Genomic DNA, 17,646 nt, shown 5'->3' with positions numbered 1-17,646 from the left:
GAGGGCAGTAAACTCTGAAGGCCGTCTGCTGTTGTCGTTACTCATTATTGCATGATGAGCTTAGATCACCTGACCACGGGGCGTTGCATTGTGAATGCGTCCAGACATGTGGTTGCCCGGCTGGAGCCAGTATGTCAGCTTTTAGCTGACAGCATCCAAGGCCTCTGCAAACTCTTCCATTCCGTGGGGTTTAGGAAGAAGTGCCGTTCTTTTTCCATCATCCCAGCTTGGTGTGTGGTTCATCCCGGTGGAAAAGACGATTCCAATATCAGGCCAGCGCTCACGCACCATGCGGGAGAATTCCTCTCCCGATATACCCGGCAATCCTAGATCCGTTACAACAATGTCGATGTGGTCTTTTTCCAGTATATCCAGTGCCTCTTCAGCGGAGCCGGCTTCGAAAACCTCGCAGCCGAGATCAGAAAGCATATCTGCATCCGACATGCGGATGAGCGCCTCGTCTTCGACAAGCAGAACTCGCCGTTGCTCTTTTCCGGGCATGGGTTCAAGGTCTGGTGCGTCGGTTTCCGCCCGTGAGATCGCTACCGCAATCTGACGTTCATTGTTAAGGACGTGGCGGATTTTTCGTGCCAACGCCTCGCGGGTGTAGGGTTTGGACAGCAACTGAACGCCGGCGTCCAACCGTCCACCGTGCACAATAGAGTTCTCGGTGTAGCCCGAAGTGAAAAGGACGGCGATTTGCGGGAACCGTTCTTTTGCTTTGCGAGCTAACTCCGCACTTTTAAGTGCTCCCGGCATGACGACATCGGTGAACAGCATATCAATGGGAATACCGCTCTCAAGGATCGTCAGGGCGGAAGTGGCATCAGGCGCTTTCAATACCCGGTACCCGAGTTCCTGCAGCATTTCGACGACGGTTGCGCGCACACCCTCGTCATCCTCCGCCACCAGAATGGTTTCTGCCCACCTTCCACCGGCCCCTCAAGCGGAGCGGTCTCCAAATCTTCCTGTTGCGTCGAGCGCGGCAGGTACATCTTGAGCGTCGTTCCGTGGCCGACCTCGCTGTAGATTTTGACGTGGCCGCCTGTCTGCTTGACAAAGCCGTACACCATCGAGAGGCCCAGGCCGGTGCCTTTACCCTCAGGCTTTGTCGAAAAGAAAGGTTCAAATACTTTTTCGATGACGTCGGCCGCCATGCCGGTCCCCGTATCACTTACCGACAAAACTACATATTGACCGGTTTGCACGTCGTCATGAAGGCGCGAATAGGCATCGTCAATGTACGCATTGCCCACTTCGATCGTGAGTTTGCCAAACCCGTCCATCGCATCTCGTGCATTGATAGCAAGGTTAAGGATCGCATTCTCGATCTGCATAGGATCCACCAAGGTGTTCCAGAGCCCTGCCGACACGATAGTCTCGACCTCCACACCCTCACCTATCGTCCTTCGCAGCATTTCATCCATGCTACGAACGAGGCGTCAGATATTGAGAACGCGCGGATCAAGAGCTTGCCTTCTACCAAAGGCGAGCAATTGAGCGGCAAGTTTGGATCCCTTGTCGACACCAGCAAGAGCATTGGAGATGCGCCGTTGCGCCTTTTCGTTTCCAGCAATATCTTTGGCGAGTAATTGAAGGTTTCCAGCAACGACCTGAAGCAGATTGTTGAAATCGTGCGCGACACCACCCGTGAGATTGCCTATCGCTTCCATCTTTTGGGCATGTTGTAGCGCCGCTTCCGTTTTCTTCAGAGCGACAGCGGCTTCTCTTTCTTCCGTTACATCACGGCCTGCCGCATGGATATATCCGTTCTCTGGAACCGCGGTCCAAGAAATCACACGATATTTTCCGTCTTTCCTGCGATAGCGGTTTTCGAACAAAAAGGTCGTAGCACCCTCACTGAGCTTTCCGACTTCAGCAATCGTGGCTTCTTTATCATCAGGATGAACAAGGTCTAGGAAACAGAGCCCAATCAAATCCTGATCATTCCAGCCAAAAACTCGCTGCCACGCGGGATTGGCAGCGGTGATGAACGCATTAAAATCCGCAACAAGAATGAGGTCGGTTGACAGGCGCCACATTCGATCACGATCGCACCAGCCTTGACGGCAGAAGATCGTCACGCCGCTGAACCTGCCTGGGGGCTCGACGATTTAAAAGGTCATGGGACACAGCTTGCCGGTTTGGCACTATTTGGAGATCTGACATCCCCCCTGCAGTCAACGTTGCCGGTCACCATCTCGCATCGCCTGGAGTCGGTGAAACTACTGCCAGACGCCGAGGCTAATCCTTATCACCTTCTCGGTGTCAAAACGCGCCTTGCGATTAATGGCGTCGAACAGATAGTTCGCAGGCGCACCTTCACAATGGCGGTAACAACAGATGAGGATACGCCTCATGATGGTGCGCCAACATCATGGTCGACCGAGATCGACCAACTTGCAGCCGGGGTATCGGGCAATCGTTCCGACCACCGACTGATTTTGGTATCAGCAGGCAATACCGACAATTTTACCTTCACCGCGGGACACTATCTTACCACTTGCGACCATGCCGATAATGAATTGGAGTCGCCCGCACAGGCTTGGAATGCGATAAGCGTGGGCGCCTTTACGGAAAAGACGATGCTGCCGCCTGCGGAACGCCTCACCATCGTTGCGCCCCATGGCGACCTCTCGCCCAGCTCCAGAACAGCATCTTGGTCTTCAACCTGGCCACTCAAACCCGACGTAGTTCTCGAAGGCGGTAATTGGGCTGCCGCCGCTACCCCTCCGCCTATGCGTCATGGCTGGCTTTCCCTGCTCACAACGCACCATGCCTATCCACAACGTTCGTTTAGTTTCACCTATGATACAAGCGCGGCGACGGCAGTCGCCGCAAAGCAGATCACTGAGCTTTGGTCTGATTACCCGCTGCTGTGGCCCGAAAGCATTCGCGCGCTCTACGTTGCATCCGCTCGTTGGACACCGCAGATGCGATCGCATCTTCCCACCAATCCTAACAAGGGACACTACGCTAGGCTCTTCCAACGCTATGGTTATGGCGTGCCAGATCTGGAACGCGCCCGCCGCAGTGCATCAAACGCCCTCACATTGATCGTTCAGGACGTTATCACGCCCTACGGTATATCTGCGGAAACGGGTGGGGATGTCCACAAGGAGATGCGCCTCTTCACCTTGCCATGGCCCGTTGAAGAACTGCGCAAGCTCGGTAATACGAATGTGACGCTCAGGGTCGCTCTGAGCTCTTTCGTAGCACCAAATCCTGCGGAGGCCTCCCGCGGCTCGCGATATCGATACGCCTCGCATAACCTGAGGTTCAAGTTGAACCGAGCCGGTGAAAATGCGCAGCAATTTATGGCCCGTATAAGCAAGGCTGCTGATCCTGCTGGTCCACAGGTCGAGGAAGACGATCTTTGGGAGTACGGTAGCGACCGGCGCGACGTTGGCTCCATCCATATCGATCAATTGACATGTAGGGCATCCGATCTTGCCCGTCGCAATCTCGTAGCAGTTCATCCCGTTGCCGGGTGGTGGAAGTCAAAAGCAATCCTGAAAAATGGCGAGCCTGAGGTACGTTTTGCACTTGTTCTTGAAATCGATACCCAAGGAATCGAAGCCGAGCTTTATGCCGAAGTGGCAATGAGCGTGGCCGCAATAAACGCGACTCAAGCGATTTCAACTTGATTTGTCTTAGGCTCTTCTTCGGACATCGGGCATAATCTCGCATCAGTCGTTCAGTGTTCGCCTGTGCATTTTCTACATTCACATTGTTCAAATTCATTCTGGCTGATCGCTTTGATTGTTCCGTCACACAATCCCCCACGCCCGAAACCTTCCCCTGCCCGTCATTTCGCGTAAGCCCAGTTCGGAGACGATGCGCCGTGCGGCCTGTGGCGTGACGTCGAGGGTTTTGGCAATCATGCCGGCGGAGACCAGCGGCTTTGCCATGACAAGTTCGATCAGTTCGGGCAGTTTGGACGAGGTGCGCCGCCCCAACAATTTGCGCTCCATCATCTGGCGGGCCAGTGCCAGCCGGTCATGTTCTTTTAAGCCAATCTCGGCTGTCGCGACGAACGCTTCGGCGATTGCCAGCAGCCGAACTTCGCGACTGCGATGGCGGCGGCGAGCAACGGGAATGGTTTTGAGGCCGGTATTGATGGCGGCGAGATGGTTTTGCGTGGTGATGCCGGCCTGGCGCAACAGCGAGGCCGACAGCAACCGCCCCAACCACGGCGCGTGCTGCAACACATCGAGACTGTTCCAGGCATCAAGAACAACGATTGCCTGCAGCATCGCCGGCAGATCTCTGGCCTGTCGCAGCACGGTGCGCCATTCATCCAGCCGCGCGTCCTCGTCCCAGTCGAGATCGTAAACCAGTGGGTCGGCCGGAGCCCGGCCTGGCTTCCTTGATTGCGCAATGGCGGCCTCGGATCGGGCGAGTAGCGCATCAATTTCAGCGAACTCATCCACCAGATCTGGATCATCGTCTTCAGACGCCCCCTGCCCTGCATCGTTCCGATCGTCATCCACGATCTCACCTGCCACGCCCGTTCCTGCTTTGCCCGACGATGCTACAGACCACGCCTGCTCGGTTCGGTCTTGGCGCAAACTTCTGATGCCGTCTGGGGACAACGCCCAGTCCGGCGGCTGCGCCACAATCCGTCGGCGGGTTTTTAAAACGTCGCGGGCGATGGTCAGTTCGTGGGTTGGCGCGCGGACATCGCGGGTCGCGTCGTGCAGCACCAGATCTTCGAGATGCACAAGTTCGCCATCGATCCATAGCGAAGCACAGGCGTCGCTGAAATTCTGGCGCTCACACCAGCCGGCTCCGACGGATGAGCGGGCAATGCGCTCATCGAGACGACAAAACGCTGCAGTGGCGTCGCTGAGCGGTTTCAGAAGGGTGTGGATGGGCAATTTGGCGAGATCGTAAACCATTGAAATCATGATAAATGATTTGTTAAACGAATACTATGTGTAATTTACTGTTCGCCAGTGGGTATGGTTGACAGTTGGTTTATCTACCATCGATAAGTAACGCTTATCGATGATAGATCATGTGGAGTCAGTGATTGCTGATTTCGACCATCTTCCCGGTCGCGATGGCTCTTGTTTATCGCCAATTTCCATCGCGAGATGAGGAGCGTGAGAGATTTGGCAAGAGCTGGCGACGTCGATTGCATCGCTGGGAGAATTGATGGGGACTATCTAGAAAACCAACTCTGCCAGCCGCCTTGTCGGGAAATCTAACGCGCCACGTGACCGGCTGCATGAAAGCATTTATGCCGCCTGTCCGCCGTTCGTCTTATCGCGTTGCTTGATCGACCATGCGTGCCCGAAGTGATCGAAGATCACGATCACCTTATGACCTTCAGCATCTATTTGCACTTCATCACGTTCGGTGGCGCCGGTGGCTTTGTGGCCGCGACCGCTGATGCGGCATTTTTACATCGAGCCGTATTACCGATACTTATAGATCCCGGCACTTTAGGGGGCCGCTGCGCCACTGCTCAGCCTCACGTCGCGGATTTGAACGGACCGCACTTACGGCCAGACCATGCAACATGATATCGACCGCAATCAACTCACCCTGATGAGGGTGCTCTCAAAATTTCGCGTGGAACGCAGTTTGTAAAATAGAGCAGCCTTTGCCGACTGCCGTGGTGCACGGAGATAGTCGAGCTCACTGTCGTCTTCACTTCCAGCAGTGCCCTGCAAGTATTCCAGTTCGGGAAACCGAGTTGCTGCGACATGATTTCCAGGCAGTCACTACGCGAAAGTCAATGTTGCGCCCAGCCAATGACGAGCGCAACGCCTTCACCATAGCATTCGAATTGGGTATGTCGATCGTCTGATCCCTCTTTGGGCGCTATCGATGTCAGTGCTCGACAACAACCCCGTCGGGTCAAACCATTTGGGGGTACGTTCGCCATTCCAGTTTGAGCGAGCGGCAGGCCGCCGCAGGCCACATCCACGATAGCATTGCAAATCAAGGTGGGGTCAACCAACACGACCGCAGCAAGCCTCGCAGCCTGGTCATGCCGTGCACAGGTTTAAACTGGCTCATTCTGCCCGCTCAATCGGCATTCTGCGGAGCGACACATAAACGAAATGACACACCGAAACCCATGTGGACACTCATTCGTTTCTGAGGACCGGCGGTCGACACCAACGACACAATCCAACTCGCCGAGAAGACAGTTCCCCCTAAATCACGTTTGATGACATTTATCGTCCTTCGTGTAGGCTCCCCAACAGACAGATTTTGCTCACAGCGCATGGTTGGAAGAGATGGAAAGTTCCGAACATCAGGACGTAATCGACAATGTCAGTCCATCGGCCATCAGCGCAATCTGCATTCGTTTAGCAGGCGGCCTCGAAAGTCCATTGACCACGCTGTTCGAAAAAAACGCTGACAGACCTGCGTCACCCGCGTCGATTACCAAGCTGCTCACGGCAGTGACCGCGCTGACTGTATGTCACGCAAAGGATATATCCTTGGCAAAGGAGTTATCAGTCCTGCCAGAGGATCTTGTAGAGGGATCCGGAAACAATCTCCGCGTAGATGATCGGTTAAGCGTTCGCCATGCTTTGATTAATCTCCTTCTGGCGTCGTCAAACGTTTCGGCCAATGTCATAGCCCGTTCGCTTGGCTCAATTCTTCTCAGTGACCGATCAATCGGACCTTCCGCGTTGGATGCCCAGAGCCGTTTCATTGATGAGATGAATTCAGTCGCGGCACGCCTGCAGATGCAGTCATCGCGCTTTCTGAATGCTCACGGTTTGGCGGTCAAAGGGCAACGTTCAACCGCTCGGGATTTGTCGCTGCTGGTTCTGGAGTGCCTTCGGCACAGCATGATTTGTGGCGTCTGGGATTTGGAAAAATACGGAATTCAAATAAATGGGCCAAACCCACGGCGGCTTATCGTACGATCAGTCTTTATAGGCTCAAGCCGCAGAGCACTCCCAGATTTTTCCATCCCTCAGTTCAGAGGTGGAAAGTCCGGATCCTTGTGGCCATCGGTGTTCAATCTTGCTGCTGTCTCGACACTCGAAAATGGCAATTCAATCATTTCCGTCACTCTGGGGTCCCCTACCCTTACCGATCGTCATCAGGATTACCTCCTTATGCTGGAGGTCGGAAATGATGAGCCTTCGCATTAGCAGCCCGATTACCACCAGATTTCCAGCCATCGGTGATCAATTCATGGGCTCCTAATTCTAGTTAGTCGATCAAGACTACCTATACGCCCAACAGAGATCATCAGCCGCATGCAAAAACCGTCAAATTCGACCGCACAGACGAAGAGACGGCTAGGATGAGGAATTGCTCGTCTCGAGCGCCAAAACGCGCGCAGGGCCATCCTGCGGCCGAAACTGAACGCCCTTAGCATGACGCTGAGATCACGAGATGTTCTCCACTGATGGTGAAATGTCTAAAAACACTCTGCCGCACCTGGTTGATTGAGCCTATTCGAGCTTCGTCTGAATAATGAGCCGGTGACAGACCTGGCGTCACATTCCGCGGGTGAGTTGATCTGTCATGGCAAATCATCGAAAATAACCGCCATCGCGGGTCTTGAAAGTACGAGCCTAACCCGGAGCAGGAGCCGTAGATGTCACGACCGGAAAAAACCGCTGTCCAGCTTCGAGCAGAAGAACTCGACACGATTGCAGCCGTTCTGCCAATCGAGCGTCGAGACGAACTCGCAGAGCTTCTAACGGATCAAGATGTCGAAACGTTGCGGCATCTCGTCAACCAAGGCATGGGAGACAATACGCTACGGGCGCTTACGTCTGATCTTGCTTATCTCGAAGCCTGGTCATTGGCTTCAACCGGCAGCCCCCTGCCCTGGCCAGCGCCAGAGGCATTGCTTCTCAAGTTTGTTGCTCACCATCTATGGGATCCGGAAAAGCGCATGGCCGATCCCGGCCATGGCATGCCGGAGCCGGTGTCCCAGAGTCTGCGCGACCAAGGGTTTCTGCGCGCGACGGGACCACACGCACCAGACACTGTACGTCGAAGACTGGCATCATGGTCGACGCTGACGAAGTGGCGTGGCCACAGCGGTGCCTTCGCCTCCCCTGCGCTTAAGTCAGCGATACGGTTGGCCGTTCGCGCGACACCACAGGTCCGTAAACGCAAAAGCGCCCAGGCTGTTACAGCTGATGTGCTGTCAAAACTGCTGGAGACGTGTGGCAGTGAAAGTCTGCGGGATCTGCGTGACCGGGCAATTCTGATGGTGGCCTTTGCATCAGGTGGTCGTCGTCGCAGCGAAGTTGCCACCCTGCGCTGCCAGCAATTGATCGCCGAGCCTCCTGTCACAGCGGAAGATGGCCGCTCGCTGCCCTCACTTGCCATTCATCTCGGCCGCACCAAGACCACATCAGGCGAAGAAGATGACGTTGTCTATCTCACCGGGCTGCCGGTGGAAGCATTAAATGCATGGCTGGCCGCTGCGAAAATTGAAAGTGGAAGTGTGTTCCGGTCGATTGGCAGGTGGGGAACGGTATCACGGCGCGCCCTTGATCCGCAGTCTATCAATGCCATCATCAAACAACGCGCCGTTATGGCCGGACTGGATCCTACAGAAATCTCAGCACATGGTCTGCGTTCCGGCTATCTGACGGAGGCTGCCAATAGAGGCATTCCCCTGCCCGAAGCCATGGAACAGTCCAAACATCGCTCTGTCCAGCAAGCTTCAAGTTACTACAACAATGCCACACGCAGAAGCGGTCGCGCAGCGCGGATCCTGTAACGCATTTATATTTCTCGCGTCACACTCCCAGACCGGGCGGGTATTCAATCGTGAAGGAAAAACTCAACCTCGCAATCGGCGCCTTCCGGAATCCATTACAGTTATGACGATTTTTTTCTGGCGGGGGAAATGGCTGCATGCGAACTGCGATAGAGCATTCAACGCAGGGCTCAGAGCCTCATGCGGATTGGGGGCACCAATCGGCGTTTGAACTTCAAGTCCGTCTGATATTTTTAAATAGAATGTTGGCATATGATCTCCCTGATTATAGGGTTGAATCCGTTTTTTCTTGCTTCGTTCGGCGCTGGTTTTCCATCTGAGCCAGCCGCTTGGCAGCTTTTTTTTGGCAAGATTGAAGACGCAAAGCTTCCCCGTTGTGCCACCGATCGAACAACTCCGAGCTATCAATTGCAACGGCCACTTCCCCACGCTCATTTGTGGCCATGAAAATACTCGCAATTTCCGGCAGCACCCGCCAACAGGCCACGAACACGGCTCTGTTAATGGCAATAAAAGCCGCCTCCCCCAATGACATTGCTATCACTGTTTTTGACGGAATCGGGAGTTTGCCGGTGTTCTCACCTGACCTTGAAGGTCCCAACCTTCCCGAAAGCGTTCAAGATTTCATGCGTTTGATCGCCCAAAATGACGGCCTGCTGATCTCCAGCCCGGAATATTTCCGAGGCATTCCAGGTGGGTTGAAGAACGCGATTGATTGGTTGGTGTCTGGCGATCAGATCATCGGCAAGCCGATTGCTCTCGTCCACGCGTCGCATCGTGGTGACGACATGCTGGTGGCTCTGCGCAAAGTGCGTCCACCATTAGCAGCAATTTCAATGAAGAGCTGTTCTTCCGACTGCCAGTGATGAAGGAAACGCCAGAAGCGATCCAGAAAATTTTGAAGGTTGCGGAAAACAGACGAAGAGTGGAAGCGTTTTTGAAGGACTTTGTGTCCTTCTGGCAAAATCAGCTGGGCTCGCAACAGCTACAATAGTGCTGTGAACTGCAGTGAGAAGCGCGTTCCGCCCAGAGAAATTTGGACCAAGGACCGGCTTGCGCGTTCACCCAAAACACCATTCCAGATGCTGCAGCCATAAAAAATGGCGGTCATTTCGACAGTGACCGCCATTCTCAACATCACCTTACGCCGGCAGGCAAAACTTCCCACTTCCACAAGTGTTCCGTTTGGAAATATTTCTGAGCAAATTCACGAACCTGATCCGCCGTTACCTTGCCATAGCCCTCCATGGTATAGCGGATAAGTTCCAACCGGCGTGGGTCCGTCTGCGCTTGCTGCAGATAAAGTGCCCAGAAGTCATTGGTCTGCTGCTGGTGTTTGAGCGTCTCAACTGCGGGCTCCCGCGCCCTTGCCAGTTCGTCGTCAGATACGGGATTGGTGCGCAGATCGGCAGCAACCTTGTCCAGCAGCGTGTAAAAACTCCCTATCTTTTCGGGCGTCGTCTCAAGAGAGATATAACCGAAGCCATAGCCCGGTAAATCTCGCGACAGTTCAGCACTGGCTTGCAAACCGTATGTCGCACCCTCTGCAATTCTGAACTGGTCAATCAACCGGTTTTGCAGAATTTGGGTTGAGATATCTGCGATGAAGGAACGCGGAACGTCCGAGAAAAGATCACCGATCGGGACACCAACACTGATCGCGGCCGTGTCATCTCTCCCTGTATGAGTGGAAATCAGCGGCTTATCGTTGGAATCGGGAAACTTCACGACCGTCTGATCGCTCTGCGGTGAGGTTTCTGCCCGCTGCGGAAGCGCACCGAATGTACCGGCTGTGAGGCGAATAGCGTCATCAACCGTCACATCACCGACGATGGTGATTTCAATCGGCCCCTTGGAAACCAACGGTTTGAACAACGCCTCGACATCGCCAAGCGTCGCGGACGACAGTTGTTCACGGCTCGGGAATGCCCAGCGCGGATCGTTGGAGTGTACCAAGCCGGCAAAATCCCGCCGCACAACGCTTCCAGCGGTGGCATCATATTGGTCCAGGCTGCTCAGATATGCCTGCTGCACTCGCTTGAAAACTTCGGGGCGGTAGGCTGGGCGAGATGTGTAGGCAGCCATCAATTGTAACTGAGTCTCCAGATCTTCCGTACGTGTGCGCCCATCGAACCGTACGGCACTATCGCCAACCGAAAAATCGATGCCAAAAATCTTTCCAGTCAACGCTTTTTGGATGTTTTCAAAATCCAGATCCTCCGTGCCAGACAGTATGACGGCCGGAGAAGCCCACAGGGGCGGGAAGGGGTCACGCGCGATTTGCGATCTGCCACCGCTGATATGTTCGCGCACCAGAACTTCATTGGCCCGCAGCTTTGTCGGCTTAACGGTCAGGCGCACACCATTGGCAAAACGCACCATGGTCAGCCCGAGATCTTCAACGGCCTCGCGCTCAACGACGGCCGACGATTCACCAAACGACGTGTAAGGCCAAACGACATCTTCTGCGCCAGCGAGTGCGGAAACGCTAATGGCGCGGGTTGTGCTATAGGCAGATCGTACGGCTTCTTCGCCACCTTCAGGGGCTTTTGCTGCCTGGAGCAAGACCTGCGGACCATTGCCGGTAAATGCAGCGCGCAGCGCAGCGTTGACTTCATCAACCGTAACGTCACTGGTTATAGTCTCAAAAAGCGAAAGGTCGTCCTTCGGTGATGTGAAAACCTGATCGGCATCAACACTACCAGCCAGCATGTTGGCGAGGGCAGTGGAATTTCGTGTCGCAGCACCTGCAGCGTCGGCTTGCAGGGCCGAGCGGAACTCGACAATCTCACGCTGCAGTTCAGCTTCTGTGACACCAAACTCCTGAATACGGCGTTGCTCCTGATCTATCGCAGAAAGCGCGGCCTGCCATTTGTCGGGTTCAGAACTGGCGGAAACCACCGCAAGTCGGGCAGATTTCAGCAGGCCTTGCGTACCGGCATTCGCGCTGATGAATGGCGCATCAGCTCTACTAGCCATGACACTCAGACGACGTTGCAAAACCAGAAAGCCAAGATCTTCGATAAGATCATCGCGGCGCTTGGCCACAGAATCTTTCGTCGTGTCGAATGGACGTGTCCAGGCAATCTGCACGCGCGTCATATTTCCCGGAAGCGCAACGACATTGACCGTTTCACCTTTGCTTTTCAAAGTACCAAGATCAGGTGCCGGTTGTTCTGGCCCACTGGCTTTCCAATCACTAAAACGCTCACGGATTTCGGCCTCCAGAGCTGCGGGATCAACATCGCCAACGACGATCAAGGTCGCGTTATCAGGACGATAATTGGCAGTATAATATTCTCGCAGCAAATCGACGGGCGCATTACGAATGATCTCGGTTTTGCCAATTGGCGAGCGCATCGTAACGCGCTGGCCTTCAAGCAAAGAATTGAGAACACTCACACCAGTCCGGTACTGCGGCGTATCGCGCAGCCTTTCTTCAGAAAGAATAACGCCACGTTCGCGGTCAAACGCCGCAGCATTCAGCTTCAACTCGCTCGCGGTTTCACGCATCAGTTTCAAACCGGTCGAAATCGTATCGGCGTCGACCTGCGGCAGATCGAGCGAATAGACGGTCTCGCTATAGGACGTGTGAGCATTGGTATCTGGCCCAAATGCCAGACCCTTGCGCTGGAGCATACGCACCATCTCGTCTTCGCCTACATTTGTTGAGCCTTTGAAGGCCATGTGCTCGAGAAAGTGGGCGAGGCCCTGCTGATTATCTTTTTCATCGAGCGAACCGGAACCGATACGAAAGCGGATCGCCGCCTGATTTGGCGGTGTGGTATTGCGCTTGATGGCAAATCGCATTCCGTTTGCAAGCACGCTAAACTGGACATCGGAATCTGCAGTCAGATCACTCTGAGCCTGCGGCCAAGACGTGGCGACATTTTCGGCCCGAACTGGCATCGGCAGGCCAATGCCCATGGAAATCGTCGCAAGCGCAAACAGCGTCTGGCGGGCGGAATTTGCTATATATTTTAAAAACATCAGTGTTCCGGCAGGTTGTAATTGATATGCGAGGGAATATCTCAAAGCGAGTGTTCCGCTTCAAGCACATATTCTGAGATAGCGAAGTGTTGAATATGAGGCTTCGGCGACTTCAGTCTCAGCATCGTGTTTCCGCTGAGCGTAAACATGCTTGGATTTGGAAAGGAAACTCGGCGCCTAACATATGCCCGAGAGAGATAGCGGGAAATTTCCGTACTGAATTGAGGGCGCAGGCGAGGGCAGGGGAGTAGGCATTCTCCAGCATCACGCCCTTATCAATACGGCTCGAGTATAAGCCGCCAGGTCGTCTTGCCGTCTACCAAGCCGACGCGGAATATTGCCGCAATTGTTGGAGATCACCACGTGGCCCTTATTCCAGCCAACGGTCTCATTGTCACGTGTCAAAGCATCCGCTGGACCGCAAGCAATGAGTGACGCTGGTACCAAAATTTCAAGGATCAAAAGCGACAAAGGGTTTTATCGACGGTCCTTTTAGCACTCTTCAGGTTTCCGTTCTGATGCTGCGGCATCAATGAGCTCGCTAGCTCATTTGCTCATCAAGTAGTGCAAAGGAGAAGGAGACGCTAAAGTAGGGTAGGGGACTGCAGTCATTCACCACGGTATATGAGAGCAATGCGCAGCGACAGCCCCAGGCAAAATATTTCCATTGTTCTCGTTTCGAGTGGCTGTCGGGCAAGTGCCCTCCATTTCAAACATGAGCGCGGTGAGGTCTCGGGTAAGTCGCATCCGAAAGGCACGCATGGGAAAAGTAACAGCTGTAACTTTTCCTCCGCTCACTCGCTGCCGGGTGAGGCATCCAGGGGCTGGCGCAAAACTTTGGCAGGGCACTAATTACACTCTGATCACCGCGACAAAGTTCTAAACGGCGTCCTCGTTCAGCCCTCTGTAATTTACACTGAGCTCAGCCGAGAATTGCGTCATTTCGAGATTGCTCAACATCCTCCCTTCAAGCATGCAATCGAGTTGAACGACATGTGACTCTTCTGCTGACCATCGATCCGAATGCTGCCCCAGTTCCTCCCGATATCAAGTTCAAACCTGAGCCGGGAAGGGGAGTGCAACATCGGTGTTTTTACACACCGCTCAAAAGTTACAGCTGTTACTTCTGAGTTTTGCCGTATCGGTTATCGGCCAGGCCAAACAGACTGCGTTCCAGATTCAGTTTCCCTTCAAGGGCACGATCGATCATCGCTCGGAAATAACCACCCGGTTTGCTGATTTGTTCGGGATCACGGATGGATTTTTCGAGCACTGTGGCGAGAATTGCCGCCGCAGCATAGGAGCCAACCTTCTGTTTGCCGTCCGCCCAACCTGCTTCTGACAGTCCAATCATTCGCCGCAACACCTCACCCGAACGAGAAAGTGTCGTCCAGGAGTCGAATTGAGTACCTATCATCGCCTGCGCTTCGGGGCAGGCGGCTTGGAGCAATCCCACAGATACGGAGCCAAGAATTTCACCTTGAACGGCATCAACATCCCGTTGGGCCACACCAAAAGTTTCTTGCTCAACTGCTGGATTTGCCGAAAGCTTTTTTTCAAAAGCTAGATCGGCCGCGTAGCGGTCGTTATGTAAATTATGATCGCGCTCGGTAGAGCGCGTCCTTTCATTCTTACTTTCAGGTTGAGATTCTAGGGTTGTATTAATAATAGCGGTGACGCTGATGTCACCCTCGGATGTCATATTAAAAGGAATATGCTCGGATGGGAGACTTTCTACTACCCTATCATGCAGCAACTGAGTCTCTCTTGCTCTTGCTACAATATCGACCTTCAGGAGGCTAATGGCCGCAAGCTCGGCACGAACATCAATTGTTTCGTCGGAAAATGCGACGCACATATCCTCAATGGCCCGCGAAAGCCTGGCGATGTCGCGCTTTGCCGCAAGCTCGATTGCCAGTCGATGTTGGTAATGGGTGACGGCCTGCGTCAGCTCTTCAACTCTTACACGCGCCGGCGTGAAGTCGATGCCAAATCCAGCGACAACCTCGCCTTGATCGTTGCGATAAACAAAACGGCGGCCTGTAGAACTGTCGCGGTAAGCTGCGATGCCTGCTTCGACCAACCGGCGAATGCATCTGATAACAGTGCGTTCCGAACGCATGGTGTATTCCGCCAGCTTTGCATTGGATATGGCGACAATCGGCCGACCTGAGCCCTTCCAGTCATCAGCACGCGACAGGCCAAGCAGGATATCCATCACATGATAGGTTGTTCCATCAATGCCAAGCACCGGCGCTGCCTTTTTCAAAAGCAGGGCGATTTCGGATTTTGTAGTGTCTGGAACGTTGTTTGCCATCGCCAATCGGGCGCTCGCAACGATCCCAGGAGTGACGCGTCTAAAGGACGCTACTGCAGAAGCTTCAGTCATAGCTTACCCGCTGCGATCGCAAGATCACATTCCCAATCGGTCGATTTTTAGGAAGCCATCGGAATTTAGACGCAAAAAAACGGTCTCTGACAGTTACAGAGACTTGATTAACGCGTTCGTCCGTCTTAGAATCAGATCGTTACAGCTAATGTTGACGGTGCTTCGTGTTCCGTTGGCCAATGGTTTAAGGGTCTATCGATTGCAGTCGATGGGCCCTTTTCCGTTCTGGCGACTAGCTCATCCCAGAATCCTTTCGTTGTTGGTCCTGAAATTCCGCAACAAGTTCGGGTAGCCGTTGCAGCAGCCAGTCCGAAAGCCCAGGAAGGCGATTGTCCGGAATTGAAATCCGTGTCGATGTATCTGTACGTTTCGCAGCGATGACGACGCCATTGGCCACCGTCACGTCGACTGCAACCGGTTCGCGCTTCGCTGATTGATCGAGAACATCAAGGATCAATGAAAAACGCTGATCGCTTCCAGTAGTAGCCCAGGATGGAGATGTGGTGAGTTCGGCAACCGCTGCGGCCTGCGCTCCATTCAGACGACGGTCCTTTATGAAAGAGCCCAGCTTTTCCCATTTCGGGCGTCCAATCGACGAGGCTGGCCCGATCAACCGGATAATGTTTTCCGGGATCAACGATGCGGTGTTTGTCAGGATCGAAATATAGGCAAGGTTTCTGCCCTCTTTCCGACCCAGAGCATCAGAGATAACTTCTCTGGAATATTTACGATCGCGAAGAGTAAGGGCAAACAGCGCCTGTTCGATAAACGAAAGGTTCAGACGCTCAGAGTTTTCGATGCCCTGAGAAACGACAAGTTCCTCATCACTCATATCGCGAACGATCGCCTTGACCGGCCGTTTTAGAATCTGGCAGGCACGAAGCCGTCTATGTCCGTAGGCGGCTTGATAATGACCTGGACGGTTTGCGAGCGGACGCACAAGAATAGGCAGCTTCTGACCCGCATCTCGGATGCCCTCGACGAAGGCCTGAAACGTTGCATCGCCTTCAATATCAAGGCGATCATTCACAAACGAACCCACAATGTGGTCCGGATCAAGCTCGACAATCGACTCCGCGGACAGCAGCTGATCGTGCAGGCGCTTATTCTCGTCCTCTATCGAAACGAAAGCACGGTCCATGGATTTGACGGCCGTTGAACCGACGCGTCGCTTTTCATGATCGACAACGGACACTGGCGTATGCTTTGCAAGCGCCGCCGTGTCGACATTGGCGAACAGGCTCTTCATGCGCTGATTTCGTTCTTTGGGATTTGCCATTATCTGCCCCACACGTCTTTGATGTGAAGGAAAATTTCACGGTTCACGGAATCCACGGACTCGATCGCACGATTGAGCGTGTCGCGCCCGACACTGCCTCGTGACAGTTCGTAGAGGCTCTTTTTTTCCAGACCCGCACTCGCAATGGCCGTGGTTTCCACAACAGCCGGCGCCAACACATCTTCCTTGAAAAGAGAGCGCAGCAAGGTGACAACATTCACCTGCGGCCCATCATTCGGGTTGTGACGGGTAATGACATAGCGAATGAAATCGTGACTAAGCGTACCGCCGCGATCTTCGATAACGCCCATCAGATCGCTCATCATCGCCAGAAACTGGTTCATACTCGCGACATCGATCATTGCCGGATGAATAGTGATCAACAGACCGGTTGCCGCGCACAATGCTCCAAGTGTCAGATAACCGAGTTGCGGCGGCGCATCGATCAGCACAACATCGTAATCTGCCTCAACTTCCGAAATGACGGATGACAAGCGGCGGAAGAAAATCTCGTCGCCACGACCATAACCTTCGGCAATCGCCTGAGGTGTCTCGTGCTCATATTCCATGAGTTCAAGATTGGCCGGAATGAGGTCGATCCCGTCGAAATAGGTCTTTCGGATCACCTCACGAACGGGTCTGCGCTTCTCATCATAACGAATAGCGGCGTAAACAGTCTCGTTTTCATCGACGTCAAATTCCGGCTGGTAGCCGAACATCGCTGACAAAGACGCCTGCGGATCAAGGTCAATCGCAAGAACGCGCAGGCCCTGGATTGCCAGATAGTGCGCCAAGTGAAGGGTTGTCGTGGTTTTTGCCGAACCGCCCTTGAAGTTCGCAACAGCAATAACCTGCAGCTTCTCTCCGTCACGACGGCGGGGCAGAAACTCCAACGCCTCGTTAGGACGCTTACGTGCCAAGTGTTCACGGATCTCGTTGACTTGGGCTAGCGTATAAATCCGCCGGCCATTGTCCTGCCGGTCCGGGATTGCGCCTTCGCCATCGAGCGACATTTGCCGCAAGGTCGATTCAGCGATGCCCAACAGGCTGGCAACTTCGCGAGAGGTAAATGTCTTGAGGCTCTTTTCAATCTCTGGCTCATACAGTCTTTCGCGGATAGACTGGAGCTGGGCAGACAACAGCTGAGCCTGTCGGCTAATCTTCATTGCCGACGATTCTTTTGGTTGAATTCGCTGTTGGTTCGTTGTCATTTCGCCTCACGACGGTTTTTTCGTGATTGTCAGTAATTTACCGTCGACCGACAGT

8 protein-coding genes and 2 pseudogenes are annotated in these 17,646 nt (G+C 53.9%); 4 read left to right on the top strand and 6 right to left on the bottom strand.

Annotated elements, in window-relative coordinates; genetic code table 11:
- Positions 1-141 precede the first annotated feature (141 nt).
- Positions 142-2,069: pseudogene (locus ACZ5FM_RS22170) on the bottom strand (response regulator); the annotation flags it as partial.
- Between ACZ5FM_RS22170 and ACZ5FM_RS22165 the strand changes: the two are divergent.
- On the top strand, positions 2,064-3,647 hold the full coding sequence (locus ACZ5FM_RS22165) for a S8 family peptidase (protein WP_312949095.1): 1,584 nt from the start codon (positions 2,064-2,066) through the stop codon (positions 3,645-3,647). The pseudogene ACZ5FM_RS22170 and the gene ACZ5FM_RS22165 overlap by 6 nt on opposite strands.
- A gap of 123 nt (positions 3,648-3,770) precedes the next feature.
- Here the strand turns inward: ACZ5FM_RS22165 and ACZ5FM_RS22160 are convergent, their stop codons facing one another.
- A complete protein-coding gene (locus tag ACZ5FM_RS22160) occupies positions 3,771-4,910 on the bottom strand; it encodes an RHE_PE00001 family protein (RefSeq protein ID WP_312949097.1) in 1,140 nt (379 codons plus the stop codon).
- 1,344 nt (positions 4,911-6,254) lie between these two features.
- Between ACZ5FM_RS22160 and ACZ5FM_RS22155 the strand changes: the two genes are divergently transcribed.
- The 3 genes and pseudogenes from ACZ5FM_RS22155 to ACZ5FM_RS22145 all read left to right on the top strand — a co-directional run bounded on the left by ACZ5FM_RS22155 (position 6,255) and on the right by ACZ5FM_RS22145 (position 9,716).
- Positions 6,255-7,127: a D-alanyl-D-alanine carboxypeptidase family protein gene (locus ACZ5FM_RS22155; RefSeq protein WP_312949430.1), complete on the top strand. Its 873-nt coding sequence runs from the start codon at positions 6,255-6,257 to the stop codon at positions 7,125-7,127.
- 452 nt (positions 7,128-7,579) lie between these two features.
- Positions 7,580-8,722 (top strand): site-specific integrase, encoded by a 1,143-nt coding sequence (locus ACZ5FM_RS22150; protein WP_464041280.1) that lies wholly within the window; start codon positions 7,580-7,582, stop codon positions 8,720-8,722.
- Between the two features lie 443 nt (positions 8,723-9,165).
- Positions 9,166-9,716: pseudogene (locus tag ACZ5FM_RS22145) on the top strand (NADPH-dependent FMN reductase).
- A gap of 143 nt (positions 9,717-9,859) precedes the next feature.
- On the opposite strand, the gene ACZ5FM_RS22140 reads toward ACZ5FM_RS22145, so the two are convergent.
- From ACZ5FM_RS22140 to repA, 4 genes are all read right to left on the bottom strand, one after another.
- Positions 9,860-12,712 carry a M16 family metallopeptidase gene (locus ACZ5FM_RS22140; protein ID WP_464041279.1) on the bottom strand — a complete coding sequence of 951 codons (2,853 nt, stop codon included), beginning with the start codon at positions 12,710-12,712 and terminating at the stop codon, positions 9,860-9,862.
- Positions 12,713-13,832: 1,120 nt separating this feature from the next.
- On the bottom strand, positions 13,833-15,101 hold the full coding sequence (gene repC / locus ACZ5FM_RS22135; protein ID WP_312949101.1) for a plasmid replication protein RepC: 1,269 nt from the start codon (positions 15,099-15,101) through the stop codon (positions 13,833-13,835).
- Between the two features lie 232 nt (positions 15,102-15,333).
- Entirely contained in the window at positions 15,334-16,380 is a 1,047-nt protein-coding gene (gene repB, locus ACZ5FM_RS22130; RefSeq protein WP_192490683.1) for a plasmid partitioning protein RepB, read from the bottom strand.
- Complete coding sequence (gene repA, locus ACZ5FM_RS22125) at positions 16,380-17,591, bottom strand: plasmid partitioning protein RepA (protein WP_250983855.1); 1,212 nt, start codon at positions 17,589-17,591, stop codon at positions 16,380-16,382. The genes repB and repA overlap by 1 nt, the downstream gene beginning before the upstream one ends.
- Between the last annotated feature and the right edge of the window lie 55 nt (positions 17,592-17,646).

The organism is Agrobacterium sp. 5Ca50 (genome assembly GCF_055381905.1).
This window is presented reverse-complemented; position numbering and strand designations above follow the sequence as displayed.

What these genes read in the sequence shown, in the direction of transcription:
- repA (WP_250983855.1), bottom strand. Translation starts at nt 17,591, where the DNA reads ATGACAACGAACCAACAGCGAATTCAACCAAAAGAATCGTCGGCAATG.
- repC (WP_312949101.1), bottom strand. Translation starts at nt 15,101, where the DNA reads ATGACTGAAGCTTCTGCAGTAGCGTCCTTTAGACGCGTCACTCCTGGG.
- ACZ5FM_RS22160 (WP_312949097.1), bottom strand. Translation starts at nt 4,910, where the DNA reads ATGATTTCAATGGTTTACGATCTCGCCAAATTGCCCATCCACACCCTT.
- ACZ5FM_RS22140 (WP_464041279.1), bottom strand. Translation starts at nt 12,712, where the DNA reads ATGTTTTTAAAATATATAGCAAATTCCGCCCGCCAGACGCTGTTTGCG.
- repB (WP_192490683.1), bottom strand. Translation starts at nt 16,380, where the DNA reads ATGGCAAATCCCAAAGAACGAAATCAGCGCATGAAGAGCCTGTTCGCC.
- ACZ5FM_RS22155 (WP_312949430.1), top strand. Translation starts at nt 6,255, where the DNA reads ATGGAAAGTTCCGAACATCAGGACGTAATCGACAATGTCAGTCCATCG.
- ACZ5FM_RS22150 (WP_464041280.1), top strand. Translation starts at nt 7,580, where the DNA reads ATGTCACGACCGGAAAAAACCGCTGTCCAGCTTCGAGCAGAAGAACTC.